Below are 19854 nucleotides of genomic sequence, written 5' to 3'. Positions count from 1 at the left end.
CTATAGATGCTGTTAGCGCTTTCATAGGCCATGACTGTCGATTAGACCCTTTGTTAATTATCTGTTTCATGACCTATTCCTTCTATAAATGGTAGTAATGATGCTATATGTGTGTGGTGCAAATATAGTATTGCAAAATTAAAATCAGGGTACTGATTAGCTAGCAGGTAATGTACACAGTAGTCCTGAGCCTTTACCAAAATCGACACAGGCGGTGCGTAGTGATTGGTTTTCGACTTCGGCCATTTCATAGATGACAGTACTCGGTACGCCCTTTTCTGCCATGCAACCGCCAATGGTTTTTTTAGCATCAGTCTCGGTATGTAGCTTACTGGTCTTCTCAAAGCAATCACCCACATCTGCATAGCTAGGTAATACAGCTGTACTATTGATGTCAAACATAAAGGCTTTAGACGCGAGCGAGTCACTACCTTGACCGATAGTATAGCTTCCAAAAGCTTCGTTTTCGGCACTAGGCGGTGTGAGCGATACATTGACCTGGGTCATACTGGTATTGCGACTACTTACATAGTCATCTGGTTTGGTAGTGTCACAGTAGCCACTATTGGTTATCGTGCCATCTGGCGTTAGAATGGTGGTTTTGTTGATATTAAACAACTGATCGCGTGGACGAAAGCAAAATGCATATTCGTTCTCAACACTATAATCGGTCAAGATAAAATGACCAAATGGCCCGCCACGCGCGATCATCGCGTCATAGGCATCGGCATCGCTACTGCCATTCATGCTTTGCTCGATATTTTGGTTAGCATTGTCCGCTGACTGTAGTAATAAGGTATTGATTTGATCACTGGTTGATAGCTTGAGGTCAGTGGTGCTCTGCTTTACGGCGATGACACCTGCTAATATAATCAAGACTAAGAACAGCAATACCACAATAAGTACGGCACCCTGCTGATGAGATGACGGAGCTATTGAGTGCGCTTGCTGATAGCGCTGATTATTTGACATATCGCCTCTCCTATTAGGACTTGACATTAGATTTCAGACCAGTCACGGACATGACACGAGCGCTACGCAGTACGATGGTAGATTCATAACTGCGACGATAGCGTACTTTACTCACACTATCAGCTTTTAGTTTTTGTTCGACACCCAATATTGTAAACTTACCTTTATCTGCGACAGGTAAGCTACTCTCAGGGTTTTCTATCAATGGTGTATCACTGCGGACAATCACACCAAACTTAACCGTTGTGATCGAAGGCTTGTCTGTGAGCTCTAAATAGGTGCTAGCGGGTAAATAGCTCAAGGTTGAAACATCCGCAAGTGTGCCTAATAGTACTTTGAACTGATCGACGGCTGGTATAATAACTTCACCGTTACCTGTAAATGCTGTAACTATCTGTCCATCTTCATCAACACGGCCAGCAGCACATGCCAATACGAGATCCGTATCCGCACCACCTGTAGCTTTGCGAACAAAATAGCGCTCGACCACCCAGTCACTACTACCTAAAACAACTTCTGTGCCTTCACAATCAAATAAAGATGATGAGGTGACATTTTTATATTGAATGGTCAATTGATCACTTTCGACACCTGTAATATTGGACAATCCTGTCCAGCCCGTACTATCCGCACTCACTGTGAGGTACTTGGCATCGGTGGCATTACTCGTACCTAAGTTCACCGCAGTCAGCACGACACCGCCATGATTGGTGGTGTCCTTGATGTTGCTAATAGGGTTGCCTAAGTTTGCCAGACGGATATGTTCTTCAATAGCTTGTAGCGAAAATATAGCACTATCCTGAACCTCTGAGGCACTCTGCTGTACGGTACTGGTACGGACATTGATAATATAAACCTGTAAGACAGCGGCCGATATGAGTAGCCCTAATACCAAAGATATCATCAGCTCAATCAGCGTAAACCCTGACGAATGAGTACGTTTACTGTTTATATGCCGAGTATTCATTAGTAGGCCTCCGAAATTAGGCACTGGCTGCCTGCTTTGTAGGTACCATTAGCGCCAGCACAAGCGGCGGCATCGGTATCATCTAATATCGCTTTGGTACCGTCCCATGCGGTAATCACGCACATCTGTTGCTGGATAGCATTGGCAGCACTACCAGGGCAAGTTTCAATATTAATCGTTATTCCTTGATCAGCCGCTTGTTTTTTTATCATCAGCGCATCACGAGCCGCAAGCTCATTAATCGTACAAGTCTGCTTGGGGACGATCTTACCGCCTACGGTCTTGGTAGTGGTTGATAGGCAGTTTTCACCAGTCGCATCAACACTAACGGTTTTACTAATTGTAGTTTTAGTATCATCACTATTGGTCTTTACGTAATAAATAACCACGCTATCAGTAGCAGAGCTACTTACCACAGCCTGTATGGTTGACACCACTGCCGCACGCTCAGCGGCCGTCAAGTCAGAAAATTCTGTCGAAAGAATACTCTCAAAGGGTGGTGCAGTGCCATTTTTTACATAGGCTTCTGGATAAGCCCGCATTACCTCAGCCAAGTTACGTATTATGGTTAAGGACTTGGTGCGTACTAAGCTTTCATCTGTGGCACTGATGGCACGTACTTGCAAAGCACTAAAGCCCAATACAGCTATAGATAATAGTAACACTGCGACCAATACTTCAATCAGTCCAACGCCTCGCTGATAACTTAGCTTATTCATTAGCACGTTGCTCCTGCGTTGGTTTTGATAGTGATATTAGCCACACTAGTAATAGTAACTTGGCGCGGAGTTACATCAGTATTGCTATCACAGATAGTAAATACCATTGCATCTACAGTCTTACTCGGCTTAAATTTTATCTCATCATCGCTAGAAGTAATCTTACTCTTGGCACTGTATTGGTATGTGGCAATGACGGTATTATCGCTCTCAAACGTTATAGTCCCTGCTTCATCAGTACCATTATTATCATACGAAAATTCAATCTCTTGCCGACGAATCAAACTCTCAGCCTTAGCTTCTTTTAGTGCATTAACCAGCGTCGCAGTCGTCGACTTCACTCTTTGATTTGCCAACTGATTGCTAATGCTGGGCGCTGCAATACCGACAATAATGGCAAGCACAGCAATCGTTACCATCAGTTCAATCAGGGTGAATCCTGAGTTGGTTGTTCGTAGCGTAAGTGGTAGATTGTTTGTAGATGCGTTCACATCAAATCCCTATTTATAACGGCAATTTTATAATAACTATTGTTTGTCCAATACCAATACTGGACCAAAAATATCAACAATGAATTCGTATTTTCATATCATTTTCGCCCGTCTTTTTATTGTTATTCAATCAAAATACAGCAATTTTTGTTCCATAATATTTGACAAAATTTTTGCATAGAAATAACAATAGCCATAGCAGTTATGCAAGCTATTTAGAAAATATCATTTTATAAGCAATGCTATTGAGTAATAAGCACAATATTTTGGGAGTTAATAACAAATAAACATATATTATTTTAATAATATAGCGTTAAGGCAACATATTAGCAACATATTAGTAGTTATCAATAGAGAGGAACAGATTTTAAGACTGATTTCCATGCGCTAAAGCATAGGCAGAAAGATGGTATTTATGATTGGCTTGAATATCTGACATGGTGACTGTCTCAGCCGAGGTAAGCAGTGTACGTCCTAATGCTTGTAAACTGGCACCCGTGGTCGCAACATCATCAAACAATAATAAGTGTTTCACAGGAGGTTTTTCGATTAAAACAAAAGCATTGTCTAGATTACTCAGGCGCTCAGCACGTGTAAGCCTTTGCTGACTGACAGTGTCGTCAATACGCTTTACACCATGCCATAAAGGTATCTGCCAATGCTTAGACAATTGCGCGGATAAAATACTGACAGGATCGAAGCCACGCTTGACCAGTCGTTGCTCGGTTGTTGGCATGGCGATAATCACGCTATTATCATGATGACAACCATGAGGACGTGGTAGCTGACGTATAGCATGTAACAATAACGGCAATTTGGTCATGTCTTCATGGTGCTTAAAAGCTCTGATCGCTTGACGCAGCGGATACTCATAATAAGTCGCCGTTTGGATAGATAAAACCGTACCAGCAGCAATATCAACATTGAAGGGTTTCGGCAACCACGCGATACTGTCATGACAATGTGAGCAAAGTAGTCCGCTGTTAAAACGGTGGTTAAATTGCTGGCGCAAATTAGCAAAAAATGAAGGATCGTTTGGCAGGGGTTTTAGCGAGTGCGGTATAGGATCAGCCGTTGGCAAGCTACGAATATTTGATAAGAGGTAATTTTGAGATAGCTGAGATTGTGGCGTGCTGCGATAAATACGGCACAACTGACAGCGTATATCGAGATACTCTGCCAGCCATAGTCCGGTTTGATAAGGCGCTAAAAGTCGCATGGACGATTGTCAAAATGTGCGCTGATATTAGAAACCTTTCCAATCATTCAGTACGATACCAAAGCCAATAGAGGTATTTTCGTGGTTATAATCGATGATGGATTCGCCATAGCCTTGGAAAACCTGAACAAAGCCATTAACGTTTTCTGATAATGGATAAATATAATCGACTTGCGCCGCCCCTTTATTGGTGCTTGGATTGTAGCGCAATGTACCGCTCAGGCTCTGTTGATCAGGCAAATCATATAAGAATTTGATATCACCGTAACCCATGTAGTCTTCGATATCTGGATTGTCTTCACTGCTGCTGCTTTCACTATTCACTCGAGCCCACAGGCGCGGTACGATTGATAGCTTACCCCACTCCGCTCCTGCCATGAGATAAGCACGGTTCCATGAGCGTGATAACGGATCGTCTTGTCCATTAGAATGATGAATGGCACCAGCACCAAGCATACGAAGACGACCACCAAAAGGTAAATCTGCGGTCACTGGCTGAGTCAAAAATATTTCAGGCTGATAGTCGGTGGCACGGAATGGTCGCGAGTTGTCTTCGTTATAAACTTGCCAATGTGACTCTTGGGTATAACCAAACCACAAATCAGCACTGGTATCGAATAAGTCTTCGGCAACTTTGGTCTTCAAAGACAACTGAAATTTTAGTTCAGTATTGCGTATGTCATTAGAAGTAAAGGACTCCGTTTCCTGTGACGGCGTGCTTGGATCTAGGTTAGGGTCAAAGGTATAAAATACTGGCAATAAATAGGTTGGTCGGTATGGCCTTACCGTCCAAGTCCCACGCTCACTGTTTTTATCGAGATCATAGGATAAACTAAGCGGTGTATATTTTTCGATATCTTTTTGAGTGACCCCAACATTTTCTAAAACTTGTGCTTCTCTTTGCGTTAGCCCAACGGTGTCTAAACCTTCATTAGTAGCAGGCGCGCGCGCAACTGAGTCAGTAGTGCCATTATTAGCACCAGCAATGGTAGATTTTTCTTCTACAAAGACAACTTGCGGATTACCTGAAAGCGTACTTTGAAAGGTTTTTGCCAAATCTACTGGCTGCTTAGTTGTGGTGTAGCTGGGTGTTTTACCTTCTTCAGCCACTTTGTCAAAGCAAGCCAAACGGGCGGCACTGGTCTGTACTTGAGTACATTCAAAAAACAATTTTGCTTGCTGAGCAATAAATTCTTTACTGACTACTTGGCGATCTTGCGAAGCTGTATTGGCATCCTGTGACACCTGATAATCTTCAAACTCAAACGCTGCCTTCGGTACTGGTAACTCATTATCGCTCTGAGTTTTATCGGCAGCTTGGACTTGCACGGTAAAGCAGGTTAGCGCTAGACCAACAGCAATATTCAAATAATGCTTTCTTGTCTGAAATAAAGTGTTTTTGCGCGCGGTAATAAGAGGCATAGGGCGGCGCTGTGCGGTGATATGGGAAAACATAAGTGTCCTTTATCTAACTGACATTATCGCCAGCAGAGTATATAAGATAATGAGTATGACCATCAGCGTCATCGCTAAAATAAACCCAATGACATTCAGATATAGAAGTGAGCAGTTACAACGAGTAATGCGCCTTCAGCATTGTTGCTTTATTGTAATGAAAATGTGTGTACTATACTAGCGTTATCGCTGCCCTATACCAATGTAAATATCAATAATCAACGCTAAACCAAATGCTTAGCGTCAGGATGTCAGGTAACCATTGATAAAAATAAAAGAGCCAACGTACTGTATGAATAGTACATTGGCTCTTTTGTATTGTTAAGCCTTTAGAAAAGACTTATTCGTTTTATTAAGTATCAGTTATTAAGATATCAATTATTAAGCATCGTCAACGTTTGCTCAAATTCTGGACGATCAATCTCGCCTACTTGTTGATTGGTCAACTGACCGTCTTGATAATACAGCAATGCTGGCGGGCCAAACAATTTATAGCGCGCTAAGATTGCTTTAGAATCGTCCGTAGTTTCTGTTATATCCAGTCTCACCAACTGCCAATCCTGCATCTGCGCTGGACGATTATGAAATAAGTTTTTATCCATAATACGGCACTCGATACACCATTCAGCAGTGACATCGACAAGCACTTTAGGGTTGGCGGCGATAATGGCATCTAACTCAGTCAGCGTTGTGACGGTTTTATCTGTTGTATTACTCAGGGCTGGCTGACCAGTCGTCTGCATCGTCGGAGCAGCACTCAAAGATGCCAGCGGATGCAAACTATCATCGTTACCCAACGCCGCGCCGATGACTAAACATGTTGCCCAAATACCGGCGATTAACCCTAATGCTTGGGTCAGCATACGACCTTTACCCAACCAACTCCACGCCCACATCGCTACAACCATAAACCATAACGCCCATACCATTAGCATCACGGGTGAGATAAAGACGCGCTCAATTAATAATAAAGCAACGGCAAAGAGCAATAAGGCAAAACCTTGCTTGACCCAGTTCATCCACGCGCCAGCCTTCGGCATAATTTTACCTTGGGTGGCACCAATTAAGATAAGCGGTGCGGATAAACCAAAACCCAGCATAAATAAAGCTGCAAAACCCAGTAGTGGACTACCAATCGTCGATACGGCAAGCAGCGCCCCAAACAATGGCGCAGAAACACAAGGCGATACGACGAGCGCAGATAAGAAACCCGCGATTAAACTACCGCCCGTACTACCCAGCTTGCTATCCCCTGCTTGACTCAAGCCTTGCATTTTATTACTAATAAATCTCGGTAAGCGAATACTAAACACACCCAGCATATATAGTGCAAGTAGGACAAATACAATCGCAAAACCAATCAGGATAATGGGGTTTTGTAGCCAGCCGATAATGCCTAATGATTCACCAAACACGGCAATAACTGCGCCCAGAATACCATAAGCCGTTGCCACGCCAATAGCGTAACTGGTGGTGAGAATAACACCGCGTTTCACCGTTGGGTTTTCCTCACGGGCAACGATATTGGCAACGATTGGCAACATTGGTAGTACGCATGGTGTCAATGCCAAACCCAGCCCTGCTAAAAACAATAATACCAATGCCAACCAAGGATGAGAAGCCAAACCAAAAGGATCGCTATCAGTGGCATTATTTCCAGCAACAGTATTGTTGGTTGTCGCAGAAACCTCACTTGTCGCAGTGCCATCGACGCCTTGTTCATCTGCGCCAGAAATCGTATTGGTAGCGCCAAGCTCTCCCTCTAAAGCCTCATCATCCAACAAGGCATAATCAATCACCCCATCATCAGTCAGCGCTTGCTCTGCTACAAGACTATCGGCAACCGTTGCACTTGACTCGGCGGTATTGTCATTATCTGTCAGACTGTTGTTAGCAGCTTCTTGAGTAGAAGTACTAGCGCTATTTCCTGCAATTTGTGGCGTTGTAGCAGCGATATCAATCGTCGTTTTAATTTTTTCAGGTGGATAGCATAGCCCTGCTTTGGCACAGCCTTGCCAGCCAATCACCACGGCGGCATCGTTGACGCTTTTGCCATTACTGCTGCTCAAGGTCGTCGTAGCCACCATATTCGCTTGGTCAAACACCAGTACTTTTCCGAATGTTGGATCATCGATTGACACTGGCTTTTGACTAAAGGTAAAAGGCGCGGCGGTCACACCAGCTGGCAACGTCAGTTTGATTTGGTCTTTATAAACATAATGCTCAGGCGTAATGTCAAAATTAATGGCTAAGCGCGTGCCATTATTGGTAGTTTTACTGCTATCACTGACTTGGAAAGCTTTGTCCACTGGTAAAAACTTCGTCTGTGCCGCATTTTTATCACTGCTAAATAAATCACCCAGCCCTGCCGCATGAGTCATCATGGGCATCGCAGCCAGTCCTGTAAACAACGAGCTACTAGAGACCGCAAATGCTAGTAGATAAGATCTTTTGGACGAGCGATGTACCATTAGCGCTGGTTTTTTTTCTATTGTCTTGATGGACATGAAGAGCTACCTATTTATTACCTAATATGCTATTTATTACCAATATTTGAGTCGATCGGCTTGTGGTCTATTTGCGTGTCACGGCGATATCAACCGTGGTTTTGATTTTCTCTGGCGGATAGCACAGCCCAGCTTTTGCACAGCCTTGCCAGCCAATGACAATCGGTGCATTTTTTGCGCCTTTACCATTGTTAGTAGTCAGAGTCGTGGTTGCTACCATATTTTTTTGGGTAAAAACGGGAACCTTACCAAAGGTTGGGTCGTCAATGGAGACTGGCGACTGACTAAAAGTAAAGGGGGTTGCACTCACGCCCTTAGGGAAACTGAGAGTAAGCTGATCTTTATAGACATAATGACCTGGCGTAATATCAAAATTAATAGATAAGCGCGTACCCTTAGGCGTGGCCTTAGTGCTGCTAATAACTTGAAACGCTTTATCGACAGGCAAAAACTTCGATTTTGCGGCACCATTATTAGCAAATAACTCGCCCAAACCTGCAGCTTGAGCGCTCATAGATGCCATCGACAACCCTATCATCAATGAAGTACTCATGATTGCAAGTGCGTGAGGCAACTTAGAGACTCGTTTATTTGTAATGACGGCTTGTGAGTTGAGTTTGTTGGTAAACATGAGCAATGACCTCTACTGGCTGATTTTAATGACAAATAAGCGGGGCGATATGACTGGTATCAAACGTATAGATTGTTGGAAAAATGGATGGTTTGACACTACCTATGGAATGCCACGCCATTTATTTACTGATATAAAAATATCAACCAATAAGGTCTTATTGGTTGATATTTAAGAGCATTAGAGCGACCGTCACCAATAAACATACTATGGAGTAAGGGATCGTTAGCTACCCATATTTTAACTGCTCATCAAGCTAATACTTATAATTGAGCATAAAGATCAGCATCTTGACCTTCGCCGCCTTGCTGGCCATCTGCACCCAGCGAGAATAAATCATAAGGACGACCTTCACTGCCTGGGGCGACATATTGCATCTCATTTTCCCAGCCATCTGTTGGATAGCCGCCTTTGATATAACCACCATCTGGGTAGTTTTTGGCCTCTGCTGGCGGTGTGGTTAATGCTTCTAGACCTTGTGCGGTAGTCGGATAGCGCGAATTATCAACCTTATACATATCAAGGGCGTTGGATACTGTAGCAAGCGCTGTTTCAGTGGTCTTGACACGAGCTTTATCACTTTGTCCCACCACTTTAGGGACAACCAAGCCTGCAAGAATTGCCAAGATTACAATCACGACCATGATCTCGATCAGAGTAAATCCAGACTGTTTATTACGCATAGGCAGTGGCTGACTGGCTCTCGTAGGAGCTGGCTTGTTGGCACTCATAGCACTTGTTGGCATAGTAGTTACTTGAATTTTGTCAATTATAGTCATCGCTTTTGTCATCGCTTTTGGCATCAGGGTGATGTAAATAGGAAAAGTGGCGTTCAATTAACATTAATGATAGTCGTATTAATGAGCACTGAAACGATTATCACTATAAACCATGATTTTATTTTTATCTAGGGCGTGTCCTCAATTCAATCGTTTACTTTCTAAATGGCCTAAAAATAGCTAAATTTTGCCAAACATCGTCAAATAGCTTCTTAATATCTCGATATTATTTGCGCTACTTTCCTTGTTTGACGGCCATTTATCTCATTTTTGTCACCATTTTTAAAATGAGGACACGCCCTAGCGCCGCAAGTATATTGTTATGAACCTTGACTTTTATAAGCATCAATATTGAAGCACAGCATGATAAGTGATATTTATAAGGATAACTTTTGACTGACGCTTACTATAGCTTGATGGCTGGCTTTACCCTAGTAAAAACCTGGCTCAGTCAACAATCTACAACAGTAAGCAAATCTTAAGAAAGCTAGCGTAATATTTAGTAAGATGGCTACAATAAAAATGTGAGCGGGAGGCACACAAGTTCAGAAGATTTGAGTATTTATTATCCTGCTAGATCATTCATATTTACAATCGGCAGCATCACTGCCATCACGATAATCATGACTACCACGCCCATCAGCACTAGCATCAACGGCTCAAGTAGCGACAATAAGGTACTGATAAAGTTGGTGGCTTCTGCTTCCTGCATATTGGCGGCACGGCTGAGCATGTTTTCAAGCTCGCCTGAGTTTTCGCCACTTTTAATCATTTGCACCATCATCGGCGGAAAGTAACTGGACTTTTCTAATTGACTCGATAAACTTGAGCCTTCCGTCACCCTATCAGCTGCAGTGATAATAGTTTTTTGAATGTGTAAATTGGTCGTCACCGCCGCACCAATATGCAATGCCTCAATCAACGGCACCCCTGAGCGTACCAATATCGCCAATGTACTGGCAAAACGTGCTGCATTCAGCCCTTTTGATAACCGCGCCAATATCGGTAATCTTAGCACGATGCTGTCTATCGCTAACTTACCCGCTTGCGTCTGCGCGAAACGATAAAACAAAAACGCCGTTCCGGCCAATACTAGCAGCATCAGCCACCACCACTGTGTAATGAGGTTAGATAGGCTAAGAACAATTTGGGTAATGAGCGGTAGCGCTTGCTCAGATTGCTCAAACACTTTGACAATTTTGGGCACCACAAAACTCATCAAGCCCATAATCACGCCGACTGCCATCACCATCAGTACAATCGGATAAACCATCGCGCCTTGGATTTTCTTTTGCAATGCAAAGCGGTTTTCGGTGTAATCTGCCAACTGGTTCAAGATTAAATCCAAGTGACCTGACTTTTCTCCTGCCGCAATGGTCGCGATATATAGTGGTGGAAAACTGGCGGCTTGCTGCAATGCTCGCGCCAAGCTCAAACCCTCTAATACATGCGAGCGCACGGCAAGCATGAGAGATTTAATATGGGTTTTTGGTGATTGTTTGGCGACGGCGGCAAGCGTTTCCTCTAACGGAATACCCGCTGCCAATAATACCGACAATTGACGGGTCAGCAATGCCAACTCGTAAGCAGACGGTTTTTTATAGCGGTTTTTATTCTGGTTTTGTCTATCATTGACGGCACTGACTTCAACGGGCGTCCATTGTTTATCACGCAGCTGCTGGCGAACTTGTCGAGCAGAATCACCTTCGAGCAAGCCTTTTTGCACACTGCCATGGTCATCTAACGCTTTATAATGATAAGCGGGCATAGCAGCGAATATCCTAAAGTGGTCAATAAGAAAAGGTAATAAACAAGGACTTATAAAGGAGGTCTATCGAGATTTAATGGCTTAAAAAAGCGGCGTAGAATCGCTACTGTCTGGCATCAAACCTTGCAATAACAAAACATCTAAGTGCTGCTGCTGCAGTTTTTTATCGAAGTCGTTGACCTCAGCAATGAGCATTCTCTCGATACGCTTGTCACTGGCAAAGACACTCAATCGTGCACAGATAACTGCCAACTGATAAATACGTTTTTTACAGTAGCCATCCAGCCCTTGTAGCAGTCTAACCATGTATGGCGTCTCAAGACTGGCATAATCGTAATCAGCTATAACCTGCGAACCAAGTGCCGTAACACCATAGCTAATAGATAGATGGGCACAAAAATAACAGCTGAATAAGTAGCCAACGACATGTCCAATATAATAGCCGCGGTCATAGGTAAAACTACTCACACCGAAGTGCCCAAGTACATAGCTATTTAGACTGCCTTGATCACGAATAGGCTTACTGTTCTTTAATTTGCCAACGGTGGCAAAGCATAGCGGATTTCGCCCATCCTGAGTGGTCAATTGCCAACCTGCTGGCTGCTGAGCTGGCATATGACGGACAATATCAGCGATGATGTCATCGACCACATGCAGCTGCTGCCAAAGACGCTCTAATCCATCGGTATCCATCAAGCCGCGTTTATCAAGCTGCTGTGCCAGCAAGTATTGCTGATGTTCTGCGAATTGTGATTTGAGCGTTTGTACCAAATAAGTAGGTCGCGTGGCAGCGGATGCCATATATAATAATCGCGTACGCTCATGCTGAGTACGATACAGTGCCACACGCTGCTCGGCAATATTGATCTCGCTAGTAGCAGGCTGTTGCATCACGCTATGGGTATTAGACAACTCATCAGCGGCGACTTTAACGACCTCTTTAACAACTGCCTCTTCAATATCTGGCAGCGTAAACAGTGCCAATAACATCGCTTTGTCAGGTGTCGCACCCGCCTTGTCTTTTTGACCATGCTTGACGTTGCTTGGATTCATATTGCTTTGTTTTTTAGCGGACACAGCTGAGCCTTGTTGGCTATTGGCTCCTGCGCGTGGCTTTGCGGTCGGTTCAGTCATAACATACCATCAGCAGCAAAAATAAATATCATTTAGAACAAACGATCTGACCACCATACAGTGACATATCTTACGCTAAAAACAAGCGTTTGCGCCTAGATGACTCATTATTCCATAGTACCTGAACACAAGCACATTGTCAGCTGTCCATCGTCAAAATACTCTCTATCAACGCCTGTCAACCATAGACGAAATATCTTCATAAAAGTCTCATACTTCACCATGAGAAAACAAAAAAGCGTTAAGGGCCTAATGGCAACCTTAACGCTTTTATGGTGTATTAATGATACGCTATGCGATGTTTTCTTGTTGATATTGTTGGCGATAGGCTTTTGGTGATACTCCATAAACGCGCTTAAATGCTTGACTAAAGGTCGAATCTGACGCATAGCCAACCAACTCACTGATACGGCCAATACTGTTTTGCTGCAAGCGTAGATAACGGGCCGCCAAGCGCAAGCGATAATCAATGAGATAGGTCAGCGGCGGCATACCAACTGTATCTTTAAAGCGCTGCGCAAAGCTTGAGCGTGACATTCCTGCGACTTCAGCCAGCTTATGAATGGTCCAGTTTTGATTGGGCGCTTGATGCATCGCTGCTAACGCCTTGGTCAAAAACGGATCTTTCATAGCTTTTAGCCAATTTTCTGTGGCCTCAGGCAAACTTTCAATATAAACCCGCAAACATTCAATCATCATAATACTTGCCCAATGATTAATGATCGCGGTCTTGCCCATGCGCTCACGCTCAGCTTCTAAGGTCAGCAGCTTAATCTCGACATCAATGACCTCAAACCTACCGTCAGTCTCATCATTGATTTCAGGCAAAATCGCAGGCAGCACAGACAACAAAGGACGTATCATTTCTTTGTCATACTTGCATTCAATCAATATCAAAGACGAGTTAGGATCACCGTTGCCATCGATATCAAGGGTGTTTTCCTTACAATGAGTCAACAACTCATCCAGCGGTAGCGCATCGTCACCATTATGATCTAAGGCATAGCTCACATGCTTATGAGCACTGGGAATCATAATCATATCGCCTGCGTGAGCCTGTCGCAAACCATTGCCGACGTCGATACAAAAGCTCCCAGACATCACTAAATAAAATAAAATCGTATCTTGTCTAGTGATGGAATAAGACCAATTACCAGTCCCATTCAAACGATAATACTTGGTTTCAAACAAATGTACGTTTTGTAGCAATACGCTCAATGCGTCCATTAATCACTTCCTCAATAATATAAGATCCATAGCAGCGCATCTCAGACAAGCACTCACATCCCTACTACAGTCTTAGGCTTACTTAATCTATTCAATATATTTTTTAACTGACCTTTGACTTTCTGAACACCTGCATCATCTTCAATGGATCACTTCTTAATGGATGACCTAATATATCAACGGGCTTTAAAACCTTATCATGATGCATTACTAAAAGCGTTGCCTTTGTTATTCTATACAAAGGCTGTTAAAGAATAACAAAGCAGGTTTAAGGCACGTACAGAGATAGCGAGCGTCTCAAAAGAGAACCCATAATAAAAATAAATGAGACAAAAGGCCAGTAAACCAATAGACAATCAAAGGGCTGATAAGTCTACAAATTTTAATCCCAGGGGGTAAGATAGGTTAAAACCAATCATACAGGCACAAAAAAAAGCCAAACATGGCAAGTATTATTATTTAGAATAAGGTTTTTATAATGAGGTAGAACAAGAAGAGGATAATGCAGAATAAAATATGGGGCGACTGATGGGACTCGAACCCACGACAACCGAGATCACAACCCGGGGCTCTACCAACTGAGCTACAACCGCCATAACTATTGCCTGATGAGGCAAGATTTGCAGGCTAAATGGTGCGCCTGGCAGGATTCGAACCTGCGGCCACCTCCTTAGAAGGGAGATGCTCTATCCAGCTGAGCTACAGGCGCTCTTAGAGGACTTTTATATACTAAAGCAAGTTTTAAATATATCAGAAACTAAACCATTATACATAAAAAAAAGCCTGTAAGGCTCTTAAAAATAGATGGTCGGAGTGATAGGATTCGAACCTACGACCCTCTGGTCCCAAACCAGATGCGCTACCAAACTGCGCCACACTCCGAAATTTCTATTATCACGATAGTTTGTTGATTAACTCGTTGTTGGCAATGCCACTAACTTGTTAACGTTCCTTGCTATCGAGGTGCACATATTAAGGGGAAAAGCCGATGGTGTCAACACCTATTTTTAATTAATTTAAAAAAACTGCTAAATTACTTAAAAAACGCTCATTTATCATAAAAACCACTATGATAAATCCTTTTCTCCACGATGCTAAGTGCTACTTACTCATCGACAGCGCTCATTATACTCTATTCCTACCAGGAAGCAAGCTGCCGTTTATCGTACCAGTAAGAACATTGAATGGTACGAGCCACAATGGCGCAGGACTCACTTTTTCATCAGTAGCATTATTGCTATTATCATGGTTGTTAGCGCCATCAGTTTTTTTATAACCATGCACTTGTTGGCTGAGCGCAACTGGCAACCGCTCATTATCTTGTACTGGATAAACCAGCCACACCTGCCCTGCTTGATAGGCCTGAGCGTAACTCATCAGTTGATAAGCATCGCTGGCACTAATGCTGGCTGTCTGCGATAAATGCTTCCATTTAATATCGATGACATGGCTATAGTGACCTTTTTCTCTAGCTTCAATAACCGCAGTGCTACTCTGATTTTGACAATTATCATCAGCATCAGTTTTATATATGAGCAAATCAGGCCGTATGGACAAACATGCGCGCCCTTCTGCATCCGTTAGCCAGATACTTTGCGTTTGATATAACGGCTGATATTGTTGACTCACTTGCTGAAACATCGAGGCAATGCGCATACTTGCCCATTGTTCAAAGGCTTGATTCATATCAATCAGCAAGCATAAACGCGGAGACGACAGATTTTGCTTGAATGGTTTATTTGGCGCAATACCATTACCTGTTGTCACATTGGACTGCCTTAGTAACCAATAAGCCATATCTAACAACTGCTGAGCAGCTTGTAGTTGCGGTGCTCGAAGCGGTTGAGCGGCTAACTGACGCTTGGCTTGCTTGTATATCGACTCTAACTGTGTCAGCTCTTGATAACTCAACGCCGCTACTCGCTGCCAAGCCTGCAAAAATTTAGGCGCATTTGCTTTCGATAACGTTGATTGAAAAAATAAAGGTGTCAGCAAAATCAACGTGCTCTTAATCAGCCGATTACCTAGCATGTCTTGGCTCAGTATACTGCTCTCACAGACAAACTTATGCGGCTGCATGCTGTTGTGGCGCAATTGTTCTTTGATGAGCAGTCGACCTTGTAGCGATGCTTGATTATCGACCTGCGTCTGATAGTGTTTGCTTGGTCGATAATGAGCCAGCCGCTGCAAAAACTGCGTGATAAGCCAGTCTGACAATGGCAGTACAGCTATCGATAGCGGCGACAATTGACTGCTAAATTGACCTAGATTTTTTGTATTGGGTAACTTGTTTTTGGCATGACTGCTATTGGTCAAATCCGATAGCATGCCCTGCACCCATTGGCGAGCTTGCCTGATATCGGGGCGATGACTGGCATGGCGATGACTAGCATTCTGTGAAAGGTATGATTGCTGCGCGACTTGATCGCTAGAAGTTTTTGCCGCGAGTTTGGGTAAAATCTCAAGCATCATGCCGCTGGGCAGTAAAATAACCCCTATATAATGTCCGACTTTTAACTGCCATTGTCCCTGTCTGCGCTCAATGCTAAATACCGCAAACTCTTGCGCCATCAACCAATGGAAATCAGATACCCGTAAGAAGTCATGCGCTGTTAAACGCTGGTGTTCAAACACAGTGATGGTATTTACATCAAACGCATTAACATTGGCACTATCAATATTATTGGCTATGAGTTTATGACTGAAGCTATTATTTATCAACGCTGAGCACCTTTATGGATATAAACGTTGATAGACAGTGGGTTTGGCAAACTCGCCTACTCTCGCGATGAGGTCAGTATTTATCCTATAGCCAGCGGTGCTCATAGACTGACCGAAAAATGCATTTTGACCAGTAAACAGCGGATTTTGACTATTAGCATTCACTTGGTCATTCACACTGTCATTAATGAATGCATGACTATCATGAATAAACTGCGTGCGCAGTGGCTGCTGCTCATCTCTAAAAATATATTGCAAAGTACCCTCTTGCCCACCCGTCGCTTGCATTAACTGCGGAATGATTTGTTCGACCAACACCGCTTGCAATTGTCCAAGATTCGTCACTGACCATAAAAAAGCATGACCCAATTGCGCTTCCATTCCCAATGTTTGCGTGATGCGATTATTCAAACCGGTTAATAGCTTTGCCAAATCTATCGTTGCTGCTGGACTGTCAGTTTCTAAGTTTTGAGGCACATGAATCACCGGTAATAACTCGGGTTGCGGTGGACATTCGATAAAACGAAAGCGCCGACGTAATGCCATATCAAGTAGTGCTAACGAGTGATCTTGGGTGTTCATCGTGGCATAAATATCAATGTTGGCAGGGATGCTAAAAGCCCGTCCAGAATAGGCCAAATGAACGGTCATCGCGTTTGTCATGCCAGCCCTTTTGTCTGGCTCAATTAGACTGAGCAGCTCGCCAAATACTCGTGACACGTTGGCGCGATTGATCTCATCAATTAAGATGGCATAACGCTGCTCTGGATCATTTGCTGCCCGTTGACACAATTTTAAGAATGCACCATCTTGAATGGCGTAATTCATTTGAGATAAGCTACTTGTTGTATGATTAGACGCTGCCATGACAGGACGAATGCCTTCGACAAACTCTTCATAGCCATATGCTTGATGGAAGCTAACCATGGTAAAGCGCTGCTGGCTAAAACCTTGATTTGGATTAGCTTGGCTTTGGTTGACACTGTTATCACGCTGCGCTTGCTGAAATTCGGCAAGTTGCTGCGATAGCTCTGTTAATAACTCAAAGCTTTCTGGCAGCAAATACCACGCACCGCCCTCATCTTTATCAAAATAGGCTTGGCTGGCACGGTTTTTATAAGTCACAGTTTTTGAATTGGTAGGGCTATGCATTTGAAGGACAGACCAAGCCGTATTGCTTAAGTTTTTTTCGCGTGCATTCTGCGCCGCTTTCGCGACAAAGAACGCATGATTGACGATTTCAGGCACTTTTACCAAGTCTTGGTGTTTAGACTGAAAATCCAAAAGCACCAAGCATACGATTTCACGCCAGCTAAGCTCTTGCAATAGCTGCCCCAACAAATCTGCCTCATCGGCTCTCGGCAGATAGTCAGTATATCGCTTAGCAATTTGTAACAGTCGATAGGTTTTCCCCGTACCAGAAACGCCTGTATAAATGATATTGGTCGGTGCATGAATTGACGTGTCAGGCATAGCTTCATCCAGCATAGAAAAAGGAAATAAGAAAAATAATCAATAAGATACGCTAAAATGTCATCATTATAGCGTGACTGTCTTTATGGCATCCAGCAGCACTGTTTATGAAAGCATCTGAGTGATACGATATTGCATTGAGCGATAGTATTCCTAGCATCTAGAGTATCATGACGTTAGCCCTATTTTATAAGCGCAGCAGTTCATGCTAATAATAGTAGGCAGACGGCGGTTAATGTACCATAGTGAGCATGGCAGCTTACACAATAGGCATCCTATCAGCTGCTATGATGAAATATGTAACACTCAAAGCGTCATTTAATCTATCTACATTAAGGAATTTTGTATGTCAGGATTATTAAAAAAACTCCCTAGCAAGCTAACCAATAAATTGCCAGCCAAAACCTCTGACAGCACAAGATCGCCCGTCGAAAAACCCAACAGCACGCTCAAGCCCATCAGCAATCAATTTACCAAACTGTTATCTATCACCAAGTACTTACCTGCCAGCGCACGCTCGAGCATCTTATCCAAAGCCTTTGGTAAAGTGGTTCCATATGTAGGCACAACGGGCGTCTATTATGAAACGGTCGAACCCAACCAAGTCGTCGTGAGCTTAAACAACACCAAAGCAGTGCAAAATCATATTGGCTCTATTCATGCGGTCGCCATTACCTTACTTGCCGAAACAGCGACTGGTTTTATTTTGGGTTTAAACCTACCCTCTGACCGCGTACTATTGATTAAATCATACTCGGTTAATTTTTATCGCCCGATTAAAAAAGGTCAAATTGCAGCAGTGGCGTCTTTATCGGATGAGCAGCGCTTAGATATCCTAAATACACCAAAAGGCGAAATGGTAATTCCGTGCGTCATTCATGACCGTGAGTCTGACAGTGATCGTGACCCTATCGTGGTTGAGATGACATGGGCTTGGATTCCTAAGTCTGAATTAGAAGCCCGCCGTCAAGGCAAAAGTAGCGAAAAGCCGCTAGAAGCTGACACTGAATCTAAAACAGAAGTCGAAGCTGAGCAAAACGACCAATAACTGGTTAAGCATAAGTAAGACATAATGTGTCATCTAGTGTGATGAGACATTATGTTTGTTAAACTTGTATAGTGAATTTAAAAAAATTGTGAAAAAAACTTATAATAAGGAGACAGCGATGTCCAAGATTACCCATAAATTGACTACCCATTTAACTAAGGCGTTGCTCGTGGGCGCGTGCTCACTAGGCCTTGCTATGACAGCGAATGCGGCGCCAATGGCAAATACCGCAAGTGTGACTAAATCTAGCCCTGTATTTCTTGGTGATGGCGGTAATTATCCTTTTTCAGAAGCAGTACGTGTGGGCGATACGCTATACATGTCTGGACAAATTGGTTTTAAAGATGGCAAATTAGTCAAAGGTGGTGTCAAAGCCGAAGCCAAGCAAGCATTGGATAATATTAATGAAACCCTGTTAGAGTACGGCTATCAAAAGTCAGACATCGTCAAATGTATGGCGATGCTGACAGACATGGATGACTTTGACGATTTTAATAAAGTCTATAAAGCAGAATTGGCCAAACCTTATCCGGTACGTTCAGCCTTTGGCGTCGCTGAATTGGCGGCTGGTGCCAGCGTTGAAGTTGAATGTATCGCTGCAAAATAATAATGACGTCACACGTTAAATTATTAAAAGCACTGAACTATTCAAAACACTAAAGTATTAAAAACAGTAAAGTATTAAAAACAGTAAAGAATGACCATCAAATAACTGGCTACCATAGCCAGTTATTTTTTTACCT

The 19854-nt window shown here is 43.2% G+C and carries 16 protein-coding genes and 3 tRNA genes; 2 read left to right on the top strand and 17 right to left on the bottom strand.

The window, feature by feature from the left end:
- Positions 1-156: 156 nt before the first annotated feature.
- The 17 genes from JMW94_RS08340 to JMW94_RS08260 form a co-directional block, all read right to left on the bottom strand.
- Positions 157-972 (bottom strand): pilus assembly protein PilX, encoded by an 816-nt coding sequence (locus tag JMW94_RS08340; RefSeq protein ID WP_201603904.1) that lies wholly within the window; start codon positions 970-972, stop codon positions 157-159.
- Between the two features lie 13 nt (positions 973-985).
- Positions 986-1939, bottom strand: a complete 954-nt coding sequence (locus JMW94_RS08335) for a PilW family protein (protein ID WP_201603902.1) — start codon at positions 1937-1939, stop codon at positions 986-988.
- A complete protein-coding gene (gene pilV / locus JMW94_RS08330; RefSeq protein WP_201603900.1) occupies positions 1939-2658 on the bottom strand; it encodes a type IV pilus modification protein PilV in 720 nt (239 codons plus the stop codon). The genes JMW94_RS08335 and pilV overlap by 1 nt, the downstream gene beginning before the upstream one ends.
- The gene (locus JMW94_RS08325) at positions 2658-3149 is read right to left on the bottom strand and encodes a Tfp pilus assembly protein FimT/FimU (protein WP_201603898.1); all 492 of its coding nucleotides are present in this window, start codon (positions 3147-3149) and stop codon (positions 2658-2660) included. The genes pilV and JMW94_RS08325 overlap by 1 nt, the downstream gene beginning before the upstream one ends.
- 367 nt (positions 3150-3516) lie before the next feature.
- A complete protein-coding gene (locus tag JMW94_RS14860; protein ID WP_227685461.1) occupies positions 3517-4368 on the bottom strand; it encodes a ComF family protein in 852 nt (283 codons plus the stop codon).
- A gap of 27 nt (positions 4369-4395) precedes the next feature.
- A complete protein-coding gene (locus JMW94_RS08315) occupies positions 4396-5823 on the bottom strand; it encodes a phospholipase A (protein ID WP_201603896.1) in 1428 nt (475 codons plus the stop codon).
- 374 nt (positions 5824-6197) lie between these two features.
- On the bottom strand, positions 6198-8330 hold the full coding sequence (locus JMW94_RS08310; protein ID WP_201603894.1) for a protein-disulfide reductase DsbD domain-containing protein: 2133 nt from the start codon (positions 8328-8330) through the stop codon (positions 6198-6200).
- 67 nt (positions 8331-8397) lie between these two features.
- Complete coding sequence (locus JMW94_RS08305; protein WP_201603892.1) at positions 8398-8961, bottom strand: protein-disulfide reductase DsbD domain-containing protein; 564 nt, start codon at positions 8959-8961, stop codon at positions 8398-8400.
- 263 nt (positions 8962-9224) lie between these two features.
- Entirely contained in the window at positions 9225-9692 is a 468-nt protein-coding gene (gene gspG / locus JMW94_RS08300) for a type II secretion system major pseudopilin GspG (protein ID WP_201603934.1), read from the bottom strand.
- A gap of 613 nt (positions 9693-10305) precedes the next feature.
- Entirely contained in the window at positions 10306-11508 is a 1203-nt protein-coding gene (gene gspF, locus JMW94_RS08295; RefSeq protein ID WP_109591221.1) for a type II secretion system inner membrane protein GspF, read from the bottom strand.
- Positions 11509-11589: 81 nt separating this feature from the next.
- Complete coding sequence (locus JMW94_RS08290) at positions 11590-12642, bottom strand: hypothetical protein (protein ID WP_201603890.1); 1053 nt, start codon at positions 12640-12642, stop codon at positions 11590-11592.
- 291 nt (positions 12643-12933) lie between these two features.
- Positions 12934-13869, bottom strand: a complete 936-nt coding sequence (locus JMW94_RS08285) for an AraC family transcriptional regulator (protein ID WP_201603888.1) — start codon at positions 13867-13869, stop codon at positions 12934-12936.
- A gap of 517 nt (positions 13870-14386) precedes the next feature.
- Positions 14387-14462: transfer RNA gene (locus JMW94_RS08280), tRNA-His, on the bottom strand.
- A gap of 39 nt (positions 14463-14501) precedes the next feature.
- Positions 14502-14578 (bottom strand) — tRNA-Arg (locus JMW94_RS08275).
- Positions 14579-14674: 96 nt separating this feature from the next.
- Positions 14675-14751, bottom strand: a tRNA-Pro gene (locus tag JMW94_RS08270).
- A 243-nt stretch (positions 14752-14994) separates the two neighbouring features.
- Positions 14995-16590, bottom strand: a complete 1596-nt coding sequence (locus JMW94_RS08265; RefSeq protein WP_227685460.1) for an McrC family protein — start codon at positions 16588-16590, stop codon at positions 14995-14997.
- A 12-nt stretch (positions 16591-16602) separates the two neighbouring features.
- Complete coding sequence (locus tag JMW94_RS08260; protein ID WP_201603886.1) at positions 16603-18063, bottom strand: McrB family protein; 1461 nt, start codon at positions 18061-18063, stop codon at positions 16603-16605.
- Between the two features lie 346 nt (positions 18064-18409).
- Between JMW94_RS08260 and JMW94_RS08255 the strand changes: the two genes are divergently transcribed.
- A complete protein-coding gene (locus JMW94_RS08255; RefSeq protein ID WP_201580827.1) occupies positions 18410-19111 on the top strand; it encodes a DUF4442 domain-containing protein in 702 nt (233 codons plus the stop codon).
- A gap of 118 nt (positions 19112-19229) precedes the next feature.
- Positions 19230-19718 carry a RidA family protein gene (locus tag JMW94_RS08250; protein WP_201603884.1) on the top strand — a complete coding sequence of 163 codons (489 nt, stop codon included), beginning with the start codon at positions 19230-19232 and terminating at the stop codon, positions 19716-19718.
- Positions 19719-19854 lie beyond the last annotated feature (136 nt).

The sequence above is a fragment of the Psychrobacter immobilis genome (assembly GCF_904846185.1).
In the GTDB taxonomy this organism is placed as follows: domain Bacteria; phylum Pseudomonadota; class Gammaproteobacteria; order Pseudomonadales; family Moraxellaceae; genus Psychrobacter; species Psychrobacter immobilis_B.
This window is presented reverse-complemented; position numbering and strand designations above follow the sequence as displayed.

Excerpts from the sequence above, each read along its gene's own strand:
- JMW94_RS08305 (WP_201603892.1), bottom strand. The coding sequence starts at position 8,961 with ATGTTTACCAACAAACTCAACTCACAAGCCGTCATTACAAATAAACGA.
- JMW94_RS14860 (WP_227685461.1), bottom strand. The coding sequence starts at position 4,368 with ATGCGACTTTTAGCGCCTTATCAAACCGGACTATGGCTGGCAGAGTAT.
- JMW94_RS08340 (WP_201603904.1), bottom strand. The coding sequence starts at position 972 with ATGTCAAATAATCAGCGCTATCAGCAAGCGCACTCAATAGCTCCGTCA.
- pilV (WP_201603900.1), bottom strand. The coding sequence starts at position 2,658 with ATGAATAAGCTAAGTTATCAGCGAGGCGTTGGACTGATTGAAGTATTG.
- JMW94_RS08255 (WP_201580827.1), top strand. The coding sequence starts at position 18,410 with ATGTCAGGATTATTAAAAAAACTCCCTAGCAAGCTAACCAATAAATTG.
- JMW94_RS08335 (WP_201603902.1), bottom strand. The coding sequence starts at position 1,939 with ATGAATACTCGGCATATAAACAGTAAACGTACTCATTCGTCAGGGTTT.
- JMW94_RS08310 (WP_201603894.1), bottom strand. The coding sequence starts at position 8,330 with ATGTCCATCAAGACAATAGAAAAAAAACCAGCGCTAATGGTACATCGC.
- JMW94_RS08290 (WP_201603890.1), bottom strand. The coding sequence starts at position 12,642 with ATGACTGAACCGACCGCAAAGCCACGCGCAGGAGCCAATAGCCAACAA.
- gspF (WP_109591221.1), bottom strand. The coding sequence starts at position 11,508 with ATGCCCGCTTATCATTATAAAGCGTTAGATGACCATGGCAGTGTGCAA.
- JMW94_RS08260 (WP_201603886.1), bottom strand. The coding sequence starts at position 18,063 with ATGCCTGACACGTCAATTCATGCACCGACCAATATCATTTATACAGGC.
- gspG (WP_201603934.1), bottom strand. The coding sequence starts at position 9,692 with ATGAGTGCCAACAAGCCAGCTCCTACGAGAGCCAGTCAGCCACTGCCT.
- JMW94_RS08315 (WP_201603896.1), bottom strand. The coding sequence starts at position 5,823 with ATGTTTTCCCATATCACCGCACAGCGCCGCCCTATGCCTCTTATTACC.
- JMW94_RS08250 (WP_201603884.1), top strand. The coding sequence starts at position 19,230 with ATGTCCAAGATTACCCATAAATTGACTACCCATTTAACTAAGGCGTTG.
- JMW94_RS08285 (WP_201603888.1), bottom strand. The coding sequence starts at position 13,869 with ATGGACGCATTGAGCGTATTGCTACAAAACGTACATTTGTTTGAAACC.